Origin of the sequence: Methanocaldococcus infernus ME (assembly GCF_000092305.1) — an archaeon.
GTDB lineage: Archaea > AGJL01 > Methanococci > Methanococcales > Methanocaldococcaceae > Methanocaldococcus > Methanocaldococcus infernus.
Map to the genome: position 1 here is coordinate 1,170,230 of NC_014122.1, position 19,430 is coordinate 1,189,659.

Annotated in this window: 33 protein-coding genes and 1 pseudogene; 18 read left to right on the forward strand and 16 right to left on the reverse strand. The window is 31.8% G+C overall.

The annotated features are described in order from the left end of the window. Positions 1-2: 2 nt before the first annotated feature. From METIN_RS06510 to METIN_RS06585, 16 genes are read right to left on the reverse strand one after another with little or no spacing between them, the layout of a single operon-like run. Positions 3-1,124: a hydrogenase large subunit gene (locus tag METIN_RS06510; RefSeq protein WP_013100690.1), complete on the reverse strand. Its 1,122-nt coding sequence runs from the start codon at positions 1,122-1,124 to the stop codon at positions 3-5. Next, positions 1,106-1,546 (reverse strand): NADH-quinone oxidoreductase subunit B family protein, encoded by a 441-nt coding sequence (locus tag METIN_RS06515; RefSeq protein ID WP_013100691.1) that lies wholly within the window; start codon positions 1,544-1,546, stop codon positions 1,106-1,108. Before METIN_RS06515 ends, METIN_RS06510 begins: the two co-directional genes overlap by 19 nt. Next, positions 1,543-1,950, reverse strand: a complete 408-nt coding sequence (locus METIN_RS06520) for a DUF1959 family protein (RefSeq protein ID WP_013100692.1) — start codon at positions 1,948-1,950, stop codon at positions 1,543-1,545. Before METIN_RS06520 ends, METIN_RS06515 begins: the two co-directional genes overlap by 4 nt. Then, on the reverse strand, positions 1,947-2,225 hold the full coding sequence (locus METIN_RS06525; protein ID WP_013100693.1) for an energy-converting hydrogenase subunit EhaL family protein: 279 nt from the start codon (positions 2,223-2,225) through the stop codon (positions 1,947-1,949). Before METIN_RS06525 ends, METIN_RS06520 begins: the two co-directional genes overlap by 4 nt. A gap of 1 nt (position 2,226) precedes the next feature. Continuing rightward, positions 2,227-2,469, reverse strand: a complete 243-nt coding sequence (locus METIN_RS06530) for a hypothetical protein (RefSeq protein ID WP_013100694.1) — start codon at positions 2,467-2,469, stop codon at positions 2,227-2,229. A 6-nt stretch (positions 2,470-2,475) separates the two neighbouring features. Further along, complete coding sequence (locus tag METIN_RS06535) at positions 2,476-3,333, reverse strand: respiratory chain complex I subunit 1 family protein (RefSeq protein WP_013100695.1); 858 nt, start codon at positions 3,331-3,333, stop codon at positions 2,476-2,478. A 1-nt stretch (position 3,334) separates the two neighbouring features. After that, positions 3,335-3,538 carry a hypothetical protein gene (locus tag METIN_RS06540; RefSeq protein ID WP_013100696.1) on the reverse strand — a complete coding sequence of 68 codons (204 nt, stop codon included), beginning with the start codon at positions 3,536-3,538 and terminating at the stop codon, positions 3,335-3,337. A 7-nt stretch (positions 3,539-3,545) separates the two neighbouring features. Beyond that, a complete protein-coding gene (locus METIN_RS06545; RefSeq protein WP_013100697.1) occupies positions 3,546-4,172 on the reverse strand; it encodes a membrane protein in 627 nt (208 codons plus the stop codon). 1 nt (position 4,173) lies between these two features. After that, positions 4,174-4,791, reverse strand: a complete 618-nt coding sequence (locus tag METIN_RS06550) for an EhaG family protein (RefSeq protein ID WP_013100698.1) — start codon at positions 4,789-4,791, stop codon at positions 4,174-4,176. Next, positions 4,784-5,254 (reverse strand): EhaF family protein, encoded by a 471-nt coding sequence (locus METIN_RS06555; RefSeq protein ID WP_048203461.1) that lies wholly within the window; start codon positions 5,252-5,254, stop codon positions 4,784-4,786. Before METIN_RS06555 ends, METIN_RS06550 begins: the two co-directional genes overlap by 8 nt. Then, complete coding sequence (locus METIN_RS06560; RefSeq protein WP_013100700.1) at positions 5,217-5,492, reverse strand: DUF2107 family protein; 276 nt, start codon at positions 5,490-5,492, stop codon at positions 5,217-5,219. The genes METIN_RS06555 and METIN_RS06560 overlap by 38 nt, the downstream gene beginning before the upstream one ends. 13 nt (positions 5,493-5,505) lie before the next feature. Continuing rightward, the gene (locus METIN_RS06565; protein ID WP_013100701.1) at positions 5,506-5,766 is read right to left on the reverse strand and encodes a DUF2108 domain-containing protein; all 261 of its coding nucleotides are present in this window, start codon (positions 5,764-5,766) and stop codon (positions 5,506-5,508) included. Next, positions 5,763-5,996: a DUF2109 domain-containing protein gene (locus tag METIN_RS06570; RefSeq protein WP_013100702.1), complete on the reverse strand. Its 234-nt coding sequence runs from the start codon at positions 5,994-5,996 to the stop codon at positions 5,763-5,765. The genes METIN_RS06565 and METIN_RS06570 overlap by 4 nt, the downstream gene beginning before the upstream one ends. Beyond that, the gene (locus METIN_RS06575; protein ID WP_013100703.1) at positions 5,993-6,472 is read right to left on the reverse strand and encodes a hypothetical protein; all 480 of its coding nucleotides are present in this window, start codon (positions 6,470-6,472) and stop codon (positions 5,993-5,995) included. The genes METIN_RS06570 and METIN_RS06575 overlap by 4 nt, the downstream gene beginning before the upstream one ends. Next, positions 6,472-6,717 carry an energy-converting NiFe hydrogenase A subunit EhaA gene (ehaA, locus tag METIN_RS06580; RefSeq protein WP_013100704.1) on the reverse strand — a complete coding sequence of 82 codons (246 nt, stop codon included), beginning with the start codon at positions 6,715-6,717 and terminating at the stop codon, positions 6,472-6,474. Before ehaA ends, METIN_RS06575 begins: the two co-directional genes overlap by 1 nt. 4 nt (positions 6,718-6,721) lie before the next feature. Next, positions 6,722-7,360 (reverse strand): helix-turn-helix domain-containing protein, encoded by a 639-nt coding sequence (locus tag METIN_RS06585; RefSeq protein ID WP_048203599.1) that lies wholly within the window; start codon positions 7,358-7,360, stop codon positions 6,722-6,724. 608 nt (positions 7,361-7,968) lie between these two features. Between METIN_RS06585 and METIN_RS06590 the strand changes: the two genes are divergently transcribed. The 18 genes and pseudogenes from METIN_RS06590 to METIN_RS06685 all read left to right on the forward strand — a co-directional run bounded on the left by METIN_RS06590 (position 7,969) and on the right by METIN_RS06685 (position 19,429). Beyond that, entirely contained in the window at positions 7,969-8,352 is a 384-nt protein-coding gene (locus METIN_RS06590; protein WP_232156304.1) for a hypothetical protein, read from the forward strand. 4 nt (positions 8,353-8,356) lie between these two features. Further along, positions 8,357-8,893, forward strand: coding sequence for a stage II sporulation protein M (locus METIN_RS06595; protein WP_013100707.1), 537 nt, complete (start codon positions 8,357-8,359; stop codon positions 8,891-8,893). 276 nt (positions 8,894-9,169) lie between these two features. Next, a complete protein-coding gene (locus METIN_RS06600) occupies positions 9,170-9,385 on the forward strand; it encodes a hypothetical protein (protein WP_157198831.1) in 216 nt (71 codons plus the stop codon). 587 nt (positions 9,386-9,972) lie between these two features. Then, positions 9,973-10,200: a hypothetical protein gene (locus METIN_RS06610; RefSeq protein WP_013100709.1), complete on the forward strand. Its 228-nt coding sequence runs from the start codon at positions 9,973-9,975 to the stop codon at positions 10,198-10,200. Between the two features lie 29 nt (positions 10,201-10,229). After that, a complete protein-coding gene (locus METIN_RS06615; protein WP_013100710.1) occupies positions 10,230-10,652 on the forward strand; it encodes a hypothetical protein in 423 nt (140 codons plus the stop codon). Then, positions 10,649-11,173: a stage II sporulation protein M gene (locus METIN_RS06620; protein ID WP_013100711.1), complete on the forward strand. Its 525-nt coding sequence runs from the start codon at positions 10,649-10,651 to the stop codon at positions 11,171-11,173. The genes METIN_RS06615 and METIN_RS06620 overlap by 4 nt, the downstream gene beginning before the upstream one ends. 263 nt (positions 11,174-11,436) lie before the next feature. Continuing rightward, positions 11,437-11,733, forward strand: coding sequence for a hypothetical protein (locus tag METIN_RS07465; RefSeq protein ID WP_013100712.1), 297 nt, complete (start codon positions 11,437-11,439; stop codon positions 11,731-11,733). Positions 11,734-11,801: 68 nt separating this feature from the next. Further along, on the forward strand, positions 11,802-12,128 hold the full coding sequence (locus METIN_RS06630) for a hypothetical protein (RefSeq protein ID WP_013100713.1): 327 nt from the start codon (positions 11,802-11,804) through the stop codon (positions 12,126-12,128). 22 nt (positions 12,129-12,150) lie between these two features. Further along, a complete protein-coding gene (locus METIN_RS06635; RefSeq protein WP_013100714.1) occupies positions 12,151-12,696 on the forward strand; it encodes a stage II sporulation protein M in 546 nt (181 codons plus the stop codon). Between the two features lie 313 nt (positions 12,697-13,009). Further along, on the forward strand, positions 13,010-13,279 hold the full coding sequence (locus METIN_RS06640; protein WP_198002863.1) for a hypothetical protein: 270 nt from the start codon (positions 13,010-13,012) through the stop codon (positions 13,277-13,279). 225 nt (positions 13,280-13,504) lie between these two features. Then, positions 13,505-13,981 carry a stage II sporulation protein M gene (locus tag METIN_RS06650; protein ID WP_013100717.1) on the forward strand — a complete coding sequence of 159 codons (477 nt, stop codon included), beginning with the start codon at positions 13,505-13,507 and terminating at the stop codon, positions 13,979-13,981. A gap of 315 nt (positions 13,982-14,296) precedes the next feature. Further along, the gene (locus tag METIN_RS06655; RefSeq protein WP_198002864.1) at positions 14,297-14,569 is read left to right on the forward strand and encodes a hypothetical protein; all 273 of its coding nucleotides are present in this window, start codon (positions 14,297-14,299) and stop codon (positions 14,567-14,569) included. 487 nt (positions 14,570-15,056) lie between these two features. Further along, positions 15,057-15,134: pseudogene (locus METIN_RS07670) on the forward strand (stage II sporulation protein M); the annotation flags it as partial. Positions 15,135-15,202: 68 nt separating this feature from the next. Then, complete coding sequence (locus tag METIN_RS06665; protein WP_013100720.1) at positions 15,203-15,859, forward strand: Yip1 family protein; 657 nt, start codon at positions 15,203-15,205, stop codon at positions 15,857-15,859. An 8-nt stretch (positions 15,860-15,867) separates the two neighbouring features. Next, positions 15,868-17,340 carry a COG1361 S-layer family protein gene (locus tag METIN_RS06670; RefSeq protein WP_013100721.1) on the forward strand — a complete coding sequence of 491 codons (1,473 nt, stop codon included), beginning with the start codon at positions 15,868-15,870 and terminating at the stop codon, positions 17,338-17,340. 10 nt (positions 17,341-17,350) lie between these two features. Next, a complete protein-coding gene (locus METIN_RS06675) occupies positions 17,351-18,040 on the forward strand; it encodes an ABC transporter ATP-binding protein (RefSeq protein ID WP_013100722.1) in 690 nt (229 codons plus the stop codon). Next, a complete protein-coding gene (locus METIN_RS06680; RefSeq protein ID WP_013100723.1) occupies positions 18,030-19,121 on the forward strand; it encodes an ABC transporter permease in 1,092 nt (363 codons plus the stop codon). The genes METIN_RS06675 and METIN_RS06680 overlap by 11 nt, the downstream gene beginning before the upstream one ends. Further along, on the forward strand, positions 19,121-19,429 hold the full coding sequence (locus tag METIN_RS06685; protein WP_013100724.1) for an Sjogren's syndrome/scleroderma autoantigen 1 family protein: 309 nt from the start codon (positions 19,121-19,123) through the stop codon (positions 19,427-19,429). The genes METIN_RS06680 and METIN_RS06685 overlap by 1 nt, the downstream gene beginning before the upstream one ends. The last annotated feature ends 1 nt before the right edge of the window (position 19,430 follow it).

Consider the following 19,430-nt stretch of genomic DNA (forward strand, 5'->3'; position numbering starts at 1 on the left):
AGTTATCTCCTATACTGGTAGATTTTCCCATCCTTAACTATATAAATAGCTCTTTCAGCACAGGCTACACAGGGGTCGGTTGTTACATAGGTAGCTACAGCGTCAGCTACAGTTGGACAGGTCTTAATCATATACTTATAGCTCTCAAAGTTCATCACTGAGGGAGTTCTAATATTGATTTTCTTAACAATTCCTCCAGAGGTTATAGCCATTTGGTAAAGTACTTCCCCTCTATGAGCTTCATTTCTAACCTCTCCCTCTCCAGCCTTAATTTCAGCTCTAACTCTATAGTCTCCAGAGCATTCTAAATAATGCTCTAAAGCCTTCTCAACCAATCTTATACTCTCAAGTATCTCCTCAAATCTAACCATGGTTCTTGCAAAGTTGTCTCCTTCCTTCCTCCACTTAACTTTAAATTTAAGCTCTTTGTAAATCTTCTTCCTTAATCTCCAATCACTCTCAGGTAAGCCAGAGGCTCTTGCTATTGGCCCAACAGCTCTGGTTTTCATAATATCTTTATATTTTAGAACTCCAATTCCCTTACTTCTCAAACCCACTAAAGGAGCCTTTTCAAAGGCATTCATAACATTTTCAACATCTTCCTTTATACTATTAATTTTGTCAATAATTTCCTCAGCCATCTCTTTAGTTATGTCCTTTCTAACCCCCCCAATAACATTAAAGGATAAGTTAATCCTATTCCCAGTAATTAGCTCAAATAAATCCATAATTGGCTCTCTAATATTCAATAGCCATAAACCAAGAGTTTCATGCTCTATAGCTAAGCAGTATGTAGAGATGGCTAAGAGATGGCTATGTATCCTCTCTAACTCATAGATTACTACTCTTAAATATTTAGCCTTATCTGGCACTTCTATCTTAGAAATTTTTTCCACACACTGGGCAAAGGTGTGAGTGTGAACATTTGAGCAAATTCCACAGACCCTTTCAGCAAGATGGATAGCTTTATGACAGTGCTTTCCTTCCATAATTTTCTCTATTCCTCTATGAGCATAACCCATCTCTAACTCTACATCTACAGGCCTCTCTCCTTCAAGGACAAGTTTAATTCTCATTGGCTCTTTTAAGGCTGGATGTATTGGACCTATTGGGATTGTAGGCATTTTTTCTCCCTTTCAGCTATTAGTTTTGGAGCCACCTTTAAGATAGCTTTAATAATCTCAGCTGGCTTTGGAGGACAGCCAGGAACTTTGGCATCAACTGGCAGGATATTTAAAACCCCTTTACAAGTATGTCCTTCCTTAAAGATCCCTCCACTTAAGGCACAGGCTCCAAGGGCTATAACAATCTTAGGCTCAGGAACTTTCTCATAGAGCTCTTTAATTCTCTCCTTCCACTGTAGGGTTACTGGACCACTCACCACTAAGATATCAGCTTCCCTTGGATTGTTGTGGAAATATATCCCATACTGTTCCAAATCATACCTTGGGGCTAAGCAGGAGAGAACTTCAACATCACAGCCATTACAGCCACCAGTGTTAATTAGGCAGAGATGTAAAGACCTCTTTCTAAAGAAGGTTTTCATTCTTTCCCCCTTAAAGCCTTTATAACCTTCTCTCTCCCCTCTTTTAAAGAGTCTTTATATGGAACTTTATAGAGGACAGTTTTCTCAACTACAAGCTTCCTTATCTTATCAGCTTCTTTCCTATCTATAAGGCTGAAGAAGTCTGAGAGCCAGCAGAGGCCAAGGTCTATATCTACTTTTCTTCCTAAGCATCCCATCTTAGCCTGTTCAGCATAGGCATGTATCTCATAGCAGGAGCAAAAGTCATACTTCTCTAATATAATGTCAATAAGCTCTTCTAACTCAATTCCCAACTTCTTGGCCATTGGAATTAGAGCATCCTCTATTAGGTATCTGTTTAAGAAAATATTTCTTTTCTGTTTTTTTGAAAGCTCTTCATACTTTTTATCAAGCTCTTCAATCATAATAACACCCAAAGAGTAAAGGCTAAGGCTAAGCCTATGAGAAATTCAACTCTACCATATCCTGACCTCATCCCTAAGGGGAAGGCTAAGAGGAGAGAGCCAAGTGGTAAGTTAAAATTAACCACTATTCCCCCTAAAATTCCAAGGGCTAAGGCTAAGGGATCGACTCTTTTTATGTTGTATGGATAAGGATACTTTCTATAGCTATATTCTAACCCTAAGAGATTCCCAATAACAAAGAGGATAAGTGAGATATCTAAAATTAAGAGATCCATACTAAGACACCCTTAAGATGTATAAGGCATAGGCAAAGAGGATAAGAACTATAAGCATGAAGTAAATTTCCAACTTCTCTAACAATTTTGCATATCTCCTATTTAATGAGAAAAATGAGAGTATGGCCATAGCTAACCCTATAAAAATTAGTGGGAAAACATTAACTTGGTAGAGGGTAACAAGGATACAGTAAATAGTTCCTATTAAACAGGAGATTGAGAAGAAATAAACATAGAGCTTCATAAGTAATCACCATAATATTCTATGCAATAGATCTAAGAGAACAAGTGCTGCAAGAGTCATCTGTAGCATAACTGAATGGTGAGGGGCTAAGAGAGGGGTTAGGGAGTTAATGATAGCTAATATTATTGTTATTACAACCATAACCAAGAGAGTTAGAGGATAACTTAAAGCTATTGGGCCTAAGAAGATGGCTATGAAAAGCCAAAGTAGGACATAGTAAGCTATGGAATCAGCTATCATGATCATACTGTATAATAAACCAAAATGCTCAGTTAAGTAGCCACTAACTATATCCTTTCCCTTAACTATACCAAATGGGCTATATGGAGACTTTGAAATTAGTAAGATGAAGAAGGCTAAGGCACAGAGAGGGAGTTTAAAGAGAAGATATCCATGAGCTAATTGATAATTGATAATGTCTCCAATATTTAGAGAGTTTGTTAATATGTATATTGTAGCAACCACTGCAAATAGAGGAACCTCTGCAGCTGCTGAGAAGACACTTCTAACCCCTCCCATCTTTCCATATGGAGAACCTGAGGATAAACCACAACCATGCTCAACTATCTTCTGTAAAACATAGATTCCCATGATAATTAAAAGAGAGCCTTTTAGAACTTGAGAGATAATTAAAGCTGAGAGCCAGATAGCTATGTCAAGCCAAGCTACAAAGATGTAGAGAGGTTGAGCAGCTGTTATTGGGAAAGTGACTTCTTTAAAATAAAATTTAAATGTGTGGATTAAGTGCTGTATTATTGGAGGACCAGGTCTAAGTTGAAGCTTAGCCATCACTTTCCTATGTAAACCTAACAATAAAGAGCCTACAAGAAATGCATGTAAGGTTAGTAGAAAGAGCTCAACCATGCTAAAACCCTCTAAATGGAATTCTTCCTATCTTACTTCTTCTAACCTTTGGAATTAGGAAAGAGCCTATCCCAAAGATTAGGGAAGGGATTGAAATGATGTAAAGAGAGTACTCTAAAAATTTATCTTCTGTGTAAAGCATCAAAATTAGTGAGAGAATGCCAACAATCAATGAGTAAAGTCCATATCTTCTAACTTCATCCATACTATCACTAACTTAGGTGTATTAGAATATCAACAGTCCTTATAATAACCAAGAGTGAGGAGAGGTGAATCATCAATATATAAGGAGACCCTGGAGCTCTAAACATCTCTGCCTTTGCAGCATAGAATGGAGCTATTCCAACCTCTCCAGCCATTCCAATGGCAAATAATGATTTTTCAAAGATTAAGTCATAGGACTTTTTACTTAACTCCAATAAAGAAAGTGTTCCAGCCTTAGCCAATACTAAAGAATCTGAGGCAAAGAGGGGAAGAGAGGCTATGATAGCAACTAACCCATAGTTAAAGGCTGCATTTAAAACCCAATCTCTTTTAACGGCAGAAACAATTCCAATATTTGATATTCCAATGAGAACTAAAAATAAGGTGTAGTCAAAGAGATCATAGGTTATCATAGCTCCAGCGGTGGCGAGACCACAGAAGATAGCCATCAATCTCCTTATCTTCATCTCTTCCAAGCTAACCTCTATTAACTTGTCTCCACTAAACTTATTAGCCTCTAACTGCTTCTCAGGCTTGGTTAAATAAACTATGATGGTAAAGACTAAGGCAATAACAAACCCAACAGTTGAGAATGGAGAGAAATAAAAAATTATGTCTCCAAATGGCACTATCATCCTATTTCTCCTCCGCAAGTCCAACTAAACCCATCTTTGATCCTACTTTAATAACTAACCCAATCCCAGCCATCAATAAGAAGGAGAGCCAATACTTTGGAAAGAGGAAGAAGCCAAGAAATCCTATAACCCAGCAAGCCCAAGCTATTCCTGATAAACCAGATAACCCTTCCCAGACAAACTTGTAGAGGTTGTCTAAGCTACATATATGCCTTCTTGAGAAGGCATAGAATAATAAGCCAGTAGCTATTAAGGCTCCTCCAGTAAAGCCAGTTAAGATAGAGCCATAAACAATTAAAACTAAGGCTAAGAATTTAGGAGCTGTTCTTAAAACTTCCATATTTAGGCAGATATCTAAGCTCTTAGTTTTTTTCTTCTTTATCTGAGTTTTAACTAATAAGATTTCAGAAACTGCTAAAAGTTCAGCTAAGCCAACAACCAAACCTGGTAAGATTAGGGCTTCAGCTAAGTCGGTGCCAACAGCAGCTATAATGACAAGCATGGCACACTCTACCAAGTCAGTTAAAATTAGTGAGTGTAGCTTATCATTTTGAAAGCTTATAGCCAACAAAGAGAGAATGCCAACAACAAAGCCTATAAAGATTGTTAGGCTATACATCACTATTCCCCTTTAAGTATAGGCTTGTGAAGATGATAAAGGACAGTAGGAGGATAGTACTTTCCAGCACTGTATCCATTCCTCTGGTGTAGTAGAGGATTTCATCTAAGATTCCTCCAGGGGTTGAGACTATAGTGGTGCCAAAGAAGTAAGTTTTATCTTTGATAAAGCTGGCTATTGGAGTTAAGTAAGCTGTAATCTTCCCAAGATTTGGAAGATATTGGGGATATTGAGCTTTAACCTCAGCAGGCTCTTTTAATGGAACTCCTCCTCTATCATATGGAGCCAGAGGAGTTTTTAATATCTGGGAGTGAAACTCTGGCTTAGGGTAGAGTTGATCACTATTATAATAATGAGGAACCATAAGCCCAAGGATGAATATTAAGGAGAGTATGAAGGCAAAGATCTTAGGAACTATGTCAGGGTTAGACAATAGATTCCATATCTTCCCTATCTTCATCATCTTCCCTCATGGTTCTGATTAAGATGGCTCTAACAATGATAATGGTTAGTAAAGCATTGACAGCCAAGTAAGTCATTAAGGCAAGGGTTTCATCATAGGCTAAGAAAACTAAAGAGACTCCACAGCTGGCAACCTCTATATTTAAGAATCTAACCAATGGATCCTCAACATTTGGCCCAATTATTGAGCCAAGGGTTCCAACAATCAGTAAGAAAAAGCCTATATAGAGTTCTAACATCTCAAACCCCTTTTTATGGAATTATAGCCTTAGGCTCAACCTTCTCCTCTTTCAGTTTTTTGTACTTCATATATCCAATTAAGATAACTATGGTTACAATTGGCTCAGTTATTGCTGCAACTATGGCTACATCTAAGTAGTAATAGTAGGTTATGAAACCAATAATTCCAATCTCAATAAGGGTGAGCATAATTATTTTGTTTATGATGTCAGTGTGAACTATAACCCCCAAAGAGCCAACAATACAACAGAGAGCTGAAATTAGTAATATCAAAGTTTCACCTTTCCTAAGGTGTGGGCTATAGCATTTGATGAGAGAGTGGAAGAAATAAAGAAAACTATAGCCAAGATTCCACCCATTGGTGAATCAACATATAAAGCTATCAAAGCAGAGAAGGCAAAGCTTAAACAACAGAGATATAAAAGTTTCCTCTCCCTACTCTTTGTTATGAAAATTCTAATTAACATTAGAATAATAATAAAACTAACAACTTCAGTTATCATTTAACCACCTTAAAGAGCTTAGCTATCCTATAAAGGAGCCATGAAGCTCTTCTATGCTCTAAGCCCTGAATTGTAAATATTGCTAAAGCTGTGCCAGCAATAAAGTATTTTGGCTCAATTATTGGCTTTAGAATTGTTATAATAAGTGTTATAGATAAAGCTCCCAAGGTTCCAGCATAGCCAGGATCTGAACACAACCTATTCCCAATCCAAACCATTAATGAAGCTATTAAACCTCCATCAACTCCCATTAAGTAAGTCATTATACTTCCCAATAAAGTGCCAGCTGAAGCATCTGGGGAACAGACAATATTCCCCATAAAGTAGCCTCCATGGATATTTCCTCCTATGCTCTCAATCTTTTTTCCAATAGTGTCAGCTCCACTAACCCCTGGCTTCTCTGGCAAGCCTAAGAGAGTGTCAATGATAACAAAGTTCAGCCAGCAGATAACTGTAGCCAAAATTAGAGAAAGCACTATGACTCACCAAATAATTTATCTGAGTATTTTGATAATAAGAATCCTAATATCCCAGCAAGTACTGAAAAAAATAAACCTGGATAAAAGAGATGTTTAAAAATTGCATAAAATCCAAGGGCTAAAATAGGAGTTGGAAAAATTACTGAAGATTCAAAGCTAAACTTATCCCTTGGCTTTAAAGGCATCTTAAAGAGAAATGCCAATCCCATTGAAACAATAGCTGAGAGGATATAGAGAAGCATGAAATCACCAGCAGTGAATAATTAGGCAATTATCATTAACCCCATAAATAGGAGGAACCTCTCCCTTAGGGAAGGATTGGATTATAACCCTTAACCTATTTCTCTCATAAAACTTCTTCTCTATCCTTCTTATATCTGAGCAATCTAAGACTATTGAAAAATCTTTATCCTCTAAATATTTCCCAAAAATCTCTAACCTACCTCTCATTATGTTAATATCAATAATATCAACAAACTTCAGCCTCTTCTTAATTTCAGTTAGAATACTATTCCTATTTAGGATGATGATACTATTATCATTAATATTTCTTATATATCTGAGATCTTCATTTTTCTTGATGTCATATATTAACTCTATAAGAGCATCTTCAAATTTTAGAAGAGATAGAGTATCCAAAAGCCCATAAATTGGATCCTCAGGATTCCTTTGTGAGTAGCACTTAAGTAACCCATAGGTTATGGCACAGGCTATAAGCTCTGTAGCCTCTCTCTTTCCTTTTTCTAACATACTTAGATGAGACTGGCTAATTCCACTCTCTTTAGCTAACTTTGACTGAGTAATCTTTAGCTTTTCTCTAAAGGTTTGTATATACCTTGGATTTAGGAGAATGCACTTCTCTATAATTTCTAACTTGTTATACATGGACATCATTATAACAGTGGAATAATTTTATTACATGGGAATAATTGTATATAAAGGTTACTAACAGAATAAGTTTTAATATTTGATATTCCAAAAATAGTTATAGTTTGGGATATGGAAATTTTATTATTGGTGAGATAATGAAAAAAAATTTCATTTTTTTAACAATAAATGTTATACTCATAACTCTTCTTTTGTCATTTGACTTTAAGAATACATACTTAAATATATTTATATTAGTTTTTACTATAATAATTGATATTATGTGGATTTGTAAATTAACTAATAAAAAGCTAAAATTTATAAAATTATGAAACTACTGTCTATAACTACTGCCTATAGTGGTTGAGCCAGTTGCTTTGGGAGATATTGGAGCAGCTTATTATATTAACTTAATTATATTAAAGTCATAAATATAATGATATTATTAATGATGGAGAAAAGGATGGAATAAAAATTCTTTCAGCTGTAGCTGAAGTTGAAGGGACAGCAGAAGCGGCATTATTGGCTGCAGCAGGCCTTACTGGAGCAGGATTAGTAGCTGTAGGTGTTACATTGGTTTGCTGAATATTTAATGAGTGATGGTAGTGGTAAATGGTAGTGGTAATATGAAATCTTTTATTTTTTATTTTTTTAATAATTGGCGTTTATTATTAAATTTATGGGTAATATTTATTGCTAGTTTCTTAGTTACCATGCTATTAAAACCTAAAATAAATATTAACTTTAAAAAATCTGTAACTGTATCTATTATTTGTGTAATATATGCATTGCTAAGTATATTTGCTTATTATGTTATTGGAAATGTAGGTCTAAAAATATTGTCTAATGTGTTTATTTCAACAATATTCTTTGGGATTGGAATAATATTATACATTAAATCTGAAAAATTAAATAAAATTACTAAATACGCTGCAATTGTGTTATTACTATTGTCTATAATGGATTTAATGAAATTATTCATAAAGATTTTAATTAAATTAATTCTGTGAAACCATGAAAAAACTACCGCTAATATTAACAATATCTATTTTCATAATTGGTTTTATTTCAGGAGTTATATCAATAAATAACTTATCAAAAATTAACAATAATAGCTTACCTAACTTTAAACCTAAAATACAATTTAATTTTATTTCAATATTAACAAACAACTTAAAAGTTATTCTTCTAATGTTAGCAGGAGCTATAACCTTCGGTTTATCCACTTTTATAAATCTACTATTCAACGGATTTAACGTAGGCGTTTTAATCGGCTCTACTTTCCTAACTAATGAACCATTAAAATTAATAACTGCCTTAATCCTTCCACACGGAATATTCGAAATCCCAGCTATGTTAATAGCAGCAATAGCGGGCTTTAAAATCCCTTATGAAATAACCCTATATTTATTAGATAAAAAAGAAAAACCAATAACAGAGGAAGATATAAAAGAATTCTTAAAATTAGCTTTAATTTCAATAATTCTAATTATTATAGCAGCTTTCGTAGAGGTTTATATCACACCAGAGGTAGCTAAGTTACTTATGTAAATCGCTTTACCATTTTATTAATTATTAAAAATCTTAATAGGCAATACATTTCCTTTTTTATACTTTACTATTCGATTTAAATCGTTATATATATATAGGTTTTGCATTTATTTTGTTTATGAAAGTGTGTTAAAATACTTTAAAAAATTAAAAAATAGTTGGCGATGATGCCTCAGTATAGAGGCAGAGCCAATAAGAGTAGTAGAACCACTATGTAAGGGTGGCAAAATGAATATATCCAAAAGCAACATACTTAAAGGTTTCGCTGCTGTGGCTATGCTTTGCATGATAGGAGCTTTAGTAGCTGAGCCAGTGGCTTTGGGAGATATTGGTCAAGTATATATGACATGGAATATCGATAAAGAGTATGGTCAGAGACTATTTAATGCTGGAACAATATTAACTACTGCTGGAGGTTTAGCAATAGGTACTGGAATTGGAGCAGAAGTGGGATTAATTATTGGGGCCACAGGAGTGATTACCATGGCGTAATTATATTTTAACATTTTTTATTTTATTTTTATTGCACTATTATCATTTATAGCTTCTATTGAGGGATATAATGGGAACCATGTTTATATTTCCAAAAAAGCATTATTTATATTTTATAATTATATCATATATTGCTTTAGTGTCTCTAATGATGTATTCAATCTATAGTGGAAATTTTAGCATAAAGCAACTACCTGCCTTTTTACTCACTACACTTTTTTTAATAATTATAGTACGTTATCTACAAAAAACCATGGAAAAATGAACATAATATTTATCAAGGTTAAACTAAAAATACAGTGAAACCATGAAACTGCCATCAATACTAACAATCCTAATCTCTTCAATAGGTTTCATTATTAGGTATTAAATTTATTTTTTGCATTATTATATTATGAAAAAAAGAAAAATTATTAAAAAATAGCTGGCGATGATGAATAGGTAGGAACTATTCGGAGCCAAACCTTTGACTGTGATGAACTTTTATAAGTTCTAAGCCTTCTATCTAATCTCAATCAAATCACTACAAGAAGTGACAGAATGAAATATTCAAAAGCAACATACTTAAAGGTTTCGCTGCTGTGGCTATGCTTTGCATGATAGGAGCTGTGTTTGCTGAATCTACAGTGTTAAAAGCATTTGCAGCTGGAGCGGCAGCTGGTTTGGAATTAGCTGAAGGATCTCCAATGGGCGTCTTAACAGCTGCAGAGGGTATTGGTGTTACTGGTCTTTATTGGGGATTGGCACTTTGTGTAGTGGGTACAGCATGTTTGCCAGTTACTGCAACTCTATTAGCTATAGGCGCTGCAGCTTAATAAAACTATTCACTTTTTAGGTGAATGCAATGGAAGCAACAAATTATATTAAAAATTTGAAAGATCAATCAATAATTACCATATTATTTTGTAGCCTAATTTATATTTTTAGTTTGGTACTTCTGTCTATTTCTTTTAATTTTATAGTTGCAGTTAATACTTTAAACATTATATTTCTATTAGGGGTTGTACTAGGTTATTATGTGGTTAAAAATATTTTAAAATGGGACCTAAAAGAAAGAGAATTTTTAGGGTATTTGTATTTACCTATGTTATTTTTGCTTCCAATTCTCGCAGTAAGTTCCACTGAATTTTTAAAATTGATTTTTAACATTTCATTATCAAATGAAAAATCTTTAATAGTTATGATTTGTTCAGGGATTTGTTTTATTGCAAGTTATTTTATTGGTTTTTGTCTTTATATATTAAAAAATCAAATGAGGAAATTATGAAATTGTATGAAGTCCTTCCCATAGTTTTATTTTTGATATTTTTTGTTTTTGGATACTTTACAAAAATCCCTACATATGATAATACTCCAAACATTGACATAAACACAATATTTCCGAACACTTTTTTAGGAATATTATCAAATAACTTAAAAGTTATATTAACAAATTTATCTGGAAGTGTCCTATTTGGATTATCTACTTTTGTCAATATGCTCTATAATGGATATATATTGGGTGTTCAAGCCAAGATATTTACTGTTACTTACGGAGTATATTTTGTTTTAATTACTACCATACCCCATTGCATTTTTGAAATCCCAGCTATGTTAATAGCAGCAATAGCGGGCTTTAAAATCCCTTATGAAATAACCCTCTATCTCTTAGATAGAAAAGAAAAACCAATAACGGAAGAAGATATAAAAGAATTCTTAAAATTAGCTTTAATTTCAATAATTCTAATTATTATAGCAGCTTTCGTAGAGGTTTATATCACACCAGAGGTAGCTAAGTTACTTATGTAAATCGCTTTACCATTTTATTAATTATTAAAAATCTTAATAAACAATACATTTCCTTTTTTATACTTTACTATTCGATTTAAATCGTTATATATATATAGGTTTTGCATTTATTTTGTTTATGAAAAATGTGGAAAACAATAGGAACATTAGAAAGTGTGTTAAAATAAAACACTTTAAAAAATTAAAAAATAGTTGGCGATGATGCCTCAGTAATAGAGGCAGAGCCAATAAGAGTAGTAGAACCACTATGTAAGGGTGGCAAAATGAATATATTCAAAAGCAACATACTTAAAGGTTTCGCTGCTGTGGCTATGCTTTGCATGATAGGAGCTTTAGTAGCTGAGCCAGTGGCTTTAGGGAATTGTGGAAAATATTTGGCAGAAAATGCGGATAGTGATTTGGTCAAGGCACTTGGTTATGCTTCTCAAGGTGTTGGTGTTGCATCATTAAACGCTGCATATACAGTTGCAGCAGCATCATGGGAACTTTATTTAGTATGCCCTGAAGCTGCAGTTCCAGTTTTATTAGTTGGTGGTTCAGGAGCCATTCTTTATGCATAATACAATAACTTTTTCTTTTTAAATTATTTTTTACAAATAATGATATATGTAGATTGAATGGTGAAAATATGAATATTATAATTACAATAATTATAATTTCATTTTCAATATTATTAAGTGTTAAGTTATTTTATTCCCTAATGAAAAGTCTAAAAAAAGAGGAAATAAAATTAAAAAATTTTGAGGTCATATACAAATTTGTAATTCCTATTATCTTTGCACTTGTAGGGGTGGAATATAGCAATAGTATATTTATAAGTACTGGTATTAACTCAAAATCGTTTACTTTGTTTATTTTAGATACGATAGTAGTTATATTAATACTAATGATATACCATGTAAGTTTAGCTATACTCTCAAGAATTATACAATCAAAATTAAGTTCAAGTAAGTAACTTTTAAATTTAGGGTTAAACTATGCTCAAGTATACAAACAATATATTAATTATCTTAGCTGTAATTTTAATCTATATTATTGGGTTTATTAATGGGTATTACACAAACAATAATGAAATAAAGACACTAAATAATAATAAATCAAAGTTAAGATTTAATTCTTCATTACCAAAACTTTTATTAAACAACTTAATAGCAGATTTTTTAATGCTGGCAGGTTCTATAACCTTCGGTTTATCCACTTTTATAAATTTAATATTCAATGGTTTTAATCTTGGGTTATTAGTTTCTAATGCTTATAACAGCGGAATGCCCACAAAATTAATTTTAGCTTTAATCCTCCCACACGGAATATTTGAAATCCCAGCTATGTTAATAGCAGCAATAGCGGGCTTTAAAATCCCTTATGAAATAACCCTATATTTATTAGATAAAAAAGAAAAACCAATAACAGAGGAAGATATAAAAGAATTCTTAAAATTAGCTTTAATTTCAATAATTCTAATTATTATAGCAGCTTTCGTAGAGGTTTATATCACACCAGAGGTAGCTAAGTTACTTATGTAAATCGCTTTACCATTTTATTAATTATTAAAAATCTTAATAGGCAATACATTTCCTTTTTTATACTTTACTATTCGATTTAAATCGTTATATATATATATAGGTTTTGCATTTATTTTGTTTATGAAAAATGTGGAAAACAATAGGAACATTAGAAAGTGTGTTAAAATAAAACACTTTAAAAAATTAAAAAATAGTTGGCGATGATGCCTCAGTAATAGAGGCAGAGCCAATAAGAGTAGTAGAACCACTATGTAAGGGTGGCAAAATGAATATATTCAAAAGCAACATACTTAAAGGTTTCGCTGCTGTGGCTATGCTTTGCATGATAGGAGCTTTAGTAGCTGAGCCAGTGGCTTTGGGAGATATATCAGCTTACTATTTGTATAAACACTCAAAAAATGGAGATTACTATAATGCTGGTCAGGATGCAGTAGTATTATATGGGGCTGGTGAAACAATAGCAAAAGGGGTAGGTTATTTAGCATTAGTTTCCGAAACTGGTGCTGAAGCAGGTTTATTGGCAGCAGGTGTAGCAACTGGTGGAGTAGCTTTAATTGCTATTGGAATTGGTGTAGCGGCTTAATCTTACAATTTATATAAATTTTAATTTTTTAAATATATATTTTTCCTTTATTGGGGGAAACTATGAACAACAATAAAAAAACATATCGTAAATTATATTGGCATATTTGGTATATACTATTTGGAATCCTCCTTATATTAATGTTTAATTTAGAACCTCCGTATAAAACATGGATTATAGGATTATTGGTCATCATGGCTTTATCAAGGATAATAATATTATGGATTGATATCGATAAATAACTTATCAAAAATTAACAATAATAGCTTACCTAACTTTAAACCTAAAATACAATTTAATTTTATTTCAATATTAACAAACAACTTAAAAGTTATTCTTCTAATGTTAGCAGGAGCTATAACCTTCGGTTTATCCACTTTTATAAATCTACTATTCAACGGATTTAACGTAGGCGTTTTAATCGGCTCTACTTTCCTAACTAATGAACCATTAAAATTAATAACTGCCTTAATCCTTCCACACGGAATATTCGAAATCCCAGCTATGTTAATAGCAGCAATAGCGGGCTTTAAAATCCCTTATGAAATAACCCTCTATCTCTTAGATAGAAAAGAAAAACCAATAACGGAAGAAGATATAAAAGAATTCTTAAAATTAGCTTTAATTTCAATAATATTAATCATTATAGCAGCTTTCGTAGAGGTTTATATCACACCAGAGGTAGCTAAGTTACTTATGTAAATCGCTTTACCATTTTATTAATTATTAAAAATCTTAATAAACAATACATTTCCTTTTTTATACTTTACTATTCGATTTAAATCGTTATATATATATATATAGGTTTTGCATTTATTTTGTTTATGAAAAATGTGGAAAACAATAGGAACATTAGAAAGTGTGTTAAAATAAAACACTTTAAAAAATTAAAAAATAGTTGGCGATGATGCCTCAGTAATAGAGGCAGAGCCAATAAGAGTAGTAGAACCACTATGTAAGGGTGGCAAAATGAATATATTCAAAAGCAACATACTTAAAGGTTTCGCTGCTGTGGCTATGCTTTGCATGATAGGAGCTTTAGTAGCTGAGCCAGTGGCTTTGGGAGATATTTCATGGGCAGCAACATGGGTTGTAAATAATATTATGCATAATTCTGTAAGTGGAGATGCACAATATGATACTATTGTAACTTCTACTGGAGCATTAGCAGCTTACGGATTTAAAAATGGGATTAGATTTGCAGTAAGGGGAGTAGTAATTGGAGCCTCTGCGGGTCCTGAAGGCGCTATAGCAGGTGCTGTTTTAGGATTTGCTGCTGGAGTTGCATAAGTTGCATTAGATATTTTTATTTTTTATTTTTTATAATTAAAGGGTGGTTTCATGTATGAAAGTAGTAATTATTCGGGAAATATTTTGTTGTGGATTTTATTTAATGGATTTATGGTAGTGACATTGTCAACATTATTTGAGTATCTAATGTTCTATGCACACGATATTTTAGTAAGATCCATATTTCAAATTTTTGGAATATTGGTTATTTCTACATTTCTTGAGTATATATTCCAATATAAAATATTAAAAAATAAATGTCAAATATCAAAATCAAAAATTATTTACAATTCAGTATTTATAGCACTTTTATTTTACATGATAATCATTAATACAGATTTTAGCACTTGGATTTTTATCCTGCCTGTCATTAGTATGATTGTACTTTTTATTAGATATAACGATTATTTATCTTTTAGAAGGAGATTTTAATAGATAATATAGTGAAACCATGAAACTACCATCAATATTAACAATTCTAATCTTCCCAATAATTCTAATCATCATAGCAGCATTTGTAGAGGTTTATATCACACCAAAAATAGCGAATTATTTATTAACATAACACTTAAATATAATTAAATAAACATAATACTAAATACTAATTAAATATCAAAAAATAAAGGGGAGAAAATGAACATAAAAGAACTAATCCTAAATCCAAACAACTTCTTTAAAAATTTAGCAAATAGGGAGGTATCTCTTAAAACACCGTTCTTGATAGTTCTTACATTTTCGGTGTTTATGTCTATTTATACATATTACACAACATCAACAATGTTTAAAATATTTCCATCTGATATGCAAGGTATTATGTCAATGATGATGATAATTTCCGCAACATCTGCTTTAGTAGGTGGATTTGTATCATGGATAATAATAGCTGGGATCATGCATATAATTTCAATGGTTTTCAAAGGAGAAGGTTCCTTTAAAAGAACTTTAGCATTTGTAGGTTATGGATTTTTACCAAATATTATAGGGCTATTGATATCCATTCCTATTACATATTATTTTCTTTCAAATGCTCATATTCCAACTTTAACTATGGAACAACTACAAAATCCAGAGGTTTTAAAGCAGGTAATAAAATCTATGTTTCCAAAATCAATGTTATATACTAATCTTTTAATTGGCTTAGCTGTTACTTTATGGAATCTATATATTTGGACCTATGCTATTAAGTATGCAAGAAACTTAGAGTTAAGGAAAGCTTTTATAGTGGCATTAATCCCAACATTATTATTTGGCTTGTATCAGCTCTACAAAATAATTAAGCTTATTATTTAAGGGATAAAATGAAGAGAATATTTACATATTTTATTCTTTTGATATTATTAAACTTAGTCTATGCAACAATAAATTTTGTAAATTTTGACTATAAAAATGAGTACTTAGAGCCAGGAAAAACTTATGATGTTTGGGTTGTTGTTATCCCTGACAAAGATATTAATAATACTATTTTTAGTATCTCTCCTTATGGATTAAGTAAAAAATATATAGAAATAATTAAGGGAGAGGATTATGAAGGCTCTCTTGTAGAGGGTGAGAAAGGAGTAGGGCATTTTATTATTAAAGTTAAAGATGATGCTCCACCTTACAACTATAAGTTTATTGTTTATTGTAACTACACCATTAATAAAAGATACTATTCAGAAAATCAGGTCTTTGAGATTCCAGTTAGGGGAAAACCCTTAATTTCTATTGATAGTCCTACAACATTAAAGGAAGGTTACAATGAGATTTTTTTAGAAGTTACTAACAAAGGAACAGGATCTGCTCAGAATATAAAAATAGTATTTAATGGAGAAAAGAATATTCAAATTTTGGGAGATAATACTTACATAATAGAGAACTTAAATGCTGGTATAACTAAGTTAATAAAATTAAAGTTATATGCCAATGGAGACCTTGGAACTATAAATTATAAAGTCTTGTATGAAAGTCCTTACAACCTATTAATTTTAAAGAGTAAGACAGAATCTATAGATTCTGAGACACTAAATTATGACAATGAAAAAATATTTAGTGAAAGTGGAACTTTAACTTTTAAGATAATCCCAAGTGACTTAATTTTTATCTCATTGAAAAATCTAACGTATCCTGTAGGAGAAATATGTAACTTAACACTAATTTTAAAAAATAACTATAAAGATTCGTATTTCACTGTTATTATTGACAAATATTATGTAGGAGATAATAAGAAAGAGTTGTTTATAAAGAGAGGAGAAGTTAAAGAAGTTCCTTTTAAGATAAAAGTGGATAAGACAGGCTTAGTAAATATCCCAATAAAAATTTATTTTGATAAAAATGAGATCAATAAGAATTTAACTATAAACATAGTTGGAAAGCCTGACTTAGTTTTATCAGGTGTTAATGTTGAAGGCTTTAAACATTTGGTCATTACTGGAGATTTATGTAACATAGGAACTGGAATAGCTAAAAGTGTTTTAATAAGCTTAGTAAAAACAGAAAATATAGAGCCAGAGAAGCCTTATGAAAACTATTTTGTAGGAACTTTAAATCCAGATGATTATGGAAGTTTTGAATTACACTGTCAAATTAATGGAACTGTAAATGAGATACCAATTAAAATAATGTATAGGGATGAGAATAATAACTTAATAACTATATATAAGTCAATAAAAATTAATAAAACCATTTCTCCAAAAAGTGAGAGTAAAGATAATTATTTAGTCATTGGGGTTGGCATTCTCTTCTTTATAGGAGTAATCTACTTAATTTATAAAGGGATTATAAAGAAATTTTGAGGTTTAACTTATGATTGAACTAAAAAATGTAACCAAAGTTTATAAGATGGGTAATGAGCTAATCTATGCTTTAAAAAACATAAATTTAAAAATAAAAGAGGGTGAATTTGTTTCAATTATGGGACCCTCAGGAAGTGGTAAGTCTACTCTATTAAATATTATTGGTTGTTTAGACAGGCCAACAGAGGGAGAGGTTTACATTGACAAAATAAAAACAAATGATTTAGATGATGATGAATTAACAAAAATTAGAAGGGATAAGATTGGCTTTGTCTTCCAACAATTTAATTTAATCCCTCTACTAACAGCTTTAGAGAATGTTGAGCTTCCACTAATTTTTAAATATAAGAATTCTATGAGTGAAGCTGAGAGGAAAAGAAGAGCTTTAGAATGCTTAAAGATGGCTGAGTTGGATGAGAAATTTGCTAACCACAAGCCAAATCAGTTGAGTGGAGGACAACAGCAGAGAGTGGCTATAGCAAGGGCTATAGTAAATGATCCAAAAATTATTTTAGCTGATGAACCAACTGGAGCCTTAGATAGTAAAACAGGAAGGAAAATTATGGAATTATTAAAGAAATTAAATGGCTATGGAAAAACTATTGTGGTTGTTACTCATGATATAAATGTATCTAAATATGGAGATAGAATAATTTATATAAAGGATGGCTCAATTGAAAGGGAAGAGAATGTATCTTGAAATGGCAAAGAGAAACTTAATGAGGCATAAGCTAAGAACCATCTTAGCTTTATTGGGAATTATAGTAGGTGTAGCCACTATAACAACCTTAGGAATCTTAGGGGAGAGTGCTAAAGTAGGGATAGAGAAAAATTTTGGAGATGTGGCAAACTATATCTTAATCTTTCCCAACTGGATGGCTGGAGTTAAGTATTTTACAGATAAAGACTTACTGAAACTTAGAGGAATTGGTGGGAAAGTAATCCCAATAAAGGAAACTTATGACTCTATCTATATTGTTGGAAAAAATAAACATGTAGAAGTAAGAATTTTTGGAATTAAAAAAGATGAAATCAAATACTTAAATTTGGATATAAAATTATCTAACACTCAAACAGCTGTAGACTCCTTCTTTTCAGAGCTACATGAGGTTAAAAAAGGGGACACTATAAAGATAAAAAATATCTCTTTTAGGATCTCTTCTCTATACAATTCAACCTTTATAATTCCAAGGAACTCTATAATTTTGACTGAAAGATCTTTCAACAGATTTTATAAGCTTAATTACACAAGAATTGCTATTTATGTTCCTAACATGAATAAAATTAAGGAGGTTCAAAATGAGATAGATAAAAGATTAAATAAAAAGAAAAAGAGGGCTATAGTTATCTCATTAGGTTCAATATTGAATAAGATATCTAATGCCATAAACACTATAACCTACATCTTAATGGCTATTGGAGGAATCTCTCTATTGGTTGCTGGGCTTGGAATAGGGAATGTTATGCTCATGAATGTTATAGAGAGGACTAAAGAAATTGGAATTATGAGAAGTGTAGGGGCTTCAAAGAAAGATATCATGCTTCTATTTTTATATGAAGCCTTAATCTTAGGAATTATTGGTTCAGCCATTGGCTCAGCTATAGGTTTAGGGATAAGTTATATAATAGTTAATTTACTACATACTTCACTTCCAGCAAGTTCAATACTTTACATAATATTAGGAGTTTTGTTTGGAGTAGGCACTGCTTTAATCTCTGCCTTATATCCTGCTTATAAGGCAGCTAACTTAGATCCAATAAAGGCACTGAGGGGAGAGTAATGGAGAAAAATATTAAAGTGGTGTCAGCTGAGTTATTAAAAGGGGCTAAGATGTTGTCTAAACACTGTAAAAATTGTGGATTTCCATTATTTGAGAAGAATGGTGTGATATATTGCCCAATTTGCAGTAAAAATAAAGAAAAAGAGGAGAAGAAATTTACAAGTGTCCCTGAGAATGGATATAAAAAGATTATTGACAGTAAAATAAACTATTTATTTAACAAGTTAAAGAATGAAGATGATGTCCATAACATAAGAGAGATCTGTGAAACCATCTTAATATTGATGAAGCTAAAAAGTATGAGGTGAA

Excerpts from the sequence above, each read along its gene's own strand:
- METIN_RS06510 (WP_013100690.1), bottom strand. The coding sequence starts at position 1,124 with ATGCCTACAATCCCAATAGGTCCAATACATCCAGCCTTAAAAGAGCCA.
- METIN_RS06515 (WP_013100691.1), bottom strand. The coding sequence starts at position 1,546 with ATGAAAACCTTCTTTAGAAAGAGGTCTTTACATCTCTGCCTAATTAAC.
- METIN_RS06520 (WP_013100692.1), bottom strand. The coding sequence starts at position 1,950 with ATGATTGAAGAGCTTGATAAAAAGTATGAAGAGCTTTCAAAAAAACAG.
- METIN_RS06525 (WP_013100693.1), bottom strand. The coding sequence starts at position 2,225 with ATGGATCTCTTAATTTTAGATATCTCACTTATCCTCTTTGTTATTGGG.
- METIN_RS06530 (WP_013100694.1), bottom strand. The coding sequence starts at position 2,469 with ATGAAGCTCTATGTTTATTTCTTCTCAATCTCCTGTTTAATAGGAACT.
- METIN_RS06535 (WP_013100695.1), bottom strand. The coding sequence starts at position 3,333 with ATGGTTGAGCTCTTTCTACTAACCTTACATGCATTTCTTGTAGGCTCT.
- METIN_RS06540 (WP_013100696.1), bottom strand. The coding sequence starts at position 3,538 with ATGGATGAAGTTAGAAGATATGGACTTTACTCATTGATTGTTGGCATT.
- METIN_RS06545 (WP_013100697.1), bottom strand. The coding sequence starts at position 4,172 with ATGATAGTGCCATTTGGAGACATAATTTTTTATTTCTCTCCATTCTCA.
- METIN_RS06550 (WP_013100698.1), bottom strand. The coding sequence starts at position 4,791 with ATGTATAGCCTAACAATCTTTATAGGCTTTGTTGTTGGCATTCTCTCT.
- METIN_RS06555 (WP_048203461.1), bottom strand. The coding sequence starts at position 5,254 with ATGATGAAGATAGGGAAGATATGGAATCTATTGTCTAACCCTGACATA.
- METIN_RS06560 (WP_013100700.1), bottom strand. The coding sequence starts at position 5,492 with ATGTTAGAACTCTATATAGGCTTTTTCTTACTGATTGTTGGAACCCTT.
- METIN_RS06570 (WP_013100702.1), bottom strand. The coding sequence starts at position 5,996 with ATGATAACTGAAGTTGTTAGTTTTATTATTATTCTAATGTTAATTAGA.
- ehaA (WP_013100704.1), bottom strand. The coding sequence starts at position 6,717 with ATGCTTCTCTATATCCTCTCAGCTATTGTTTCAATGGGATTGGCATTT.
- METIN_RS06585 (WP_048203599.1), bottom strand. The coding sequence starts at position 7,360 with ATGTATAACAAGTTAGAAATTATAGAGAAGTGCATTCTCCTAAATCCA.
- METIN_RS06590 (WP_232156304.1), top strand. The coding sequence starts at position 7,969 with ATGAAATCTTTTATTTTTTATTTTTTTAATAATTGGCGTTTATTATTA.
- METIN_RS06595 (WP_013100707.1), top strand. The coding sequence starts at position 8,357 with ATGAAAAAACTACCGCTAATATTAACAATATCTATTTTCATAATTGGT.
- METIN_RS06600 (WP_157198831.1), top strand. The coding sequence starts at position 9,170 with ATGCTTTGCATGATAGGAGCTTTAGTAGCTGAGCCAGTGGCTTTGGGA.
- METIN_RS06610 (WP_013100709.1), top strand. The coding sequence starts at position 9,973 with ATGCTTTGCATGATAGGAGCTGTGTTTGCTGAATCTACAGTGTTAAAA.
- METIN_RS06615 (WP_013100710.1), top strand. The coding sequence starts at position 10,230 with ATGGAAGCAACAAATTATATTAAAAATTTGAAAGATCAATCAATAATT.
- METIN_RS06620 (WP_013100711.1), top strand. The coding sequence starts at position 10,649 with ATGAAATTGTATGAAGTCCTTCCCATAGTTTTATTTTTGATATTTTTT.
- METIN_RS07465 (WP_013100712.1), top strand. The coding sequence starts at position 11,437 with ATGAATATATTCAAAAGCAACATACTTAAAGGTTTCGCTGCTGTGGCT.
- METIN_RS06630 (WP_013100713.1), top strand. The coding sequence starts at position 11,802 with ATGAATATTATAATTACAATAATTATAATTTCATTTTCAATATTATTA.
- METIN_RS06635 (WP_013100714.1), top strand. The coding sequence starts at position 12,151 with ATGCTCAAGTATACAAACAATATATTAATTATCTTAGCTGTAATTTTA.
- METIN_RS06640 (WP_198002863.1), top strand. The coding sequence starts at position 13,010 with ATGCTTTGCATGATAGGAGCTTTAGTAGCTGAGCCAGTGGCTTTGGGA.
- METIN_RS06655 (WP_198002864.1), top strand. The coding sequence starts at position 14,297 with ATGCTTTGCATGATAGGAGCTTTAGTAGCTGAGCCAGTGGCTTTGGGA.
- METIN_RS06665 (WP_013100720.1), top strand. The coding sequence starts at position 15,203 with ATGAACATAAAAGAACTAATCCTAAATCCAAACAACTTCTTTAAAAAT.
- METIN_RS06670 (WP_013100721.1), top strand. The coding sequence starts at position 15,868 with ATGAAGAGAATATTTACATATTTTATTCTTTTGATATTATTAAACTTA.
- METIN_RS06675 (WP_013100722.1), top strand. The coding sequence starts at position 17,351 with ATGATTGAACTAAAAAATGTAACCAAAGTTTATAAGATGGGTAATGAG.
- METIN_RS06680 (WP_013100723.1), top strand. The coding sequence starts at position 18,030 with ATGTATCTTGAAATGGCAAAGAGAAACTTAATGAGGCATAAGCTAAGA.
- METIN_RS06685 (WP_013100724.1), top strand. The coding sequence starts at position 19,121 with ATGGAGAAAAATATTAAAGTGGTGTCAGCTGAGTTATTAAAAGGGGCT.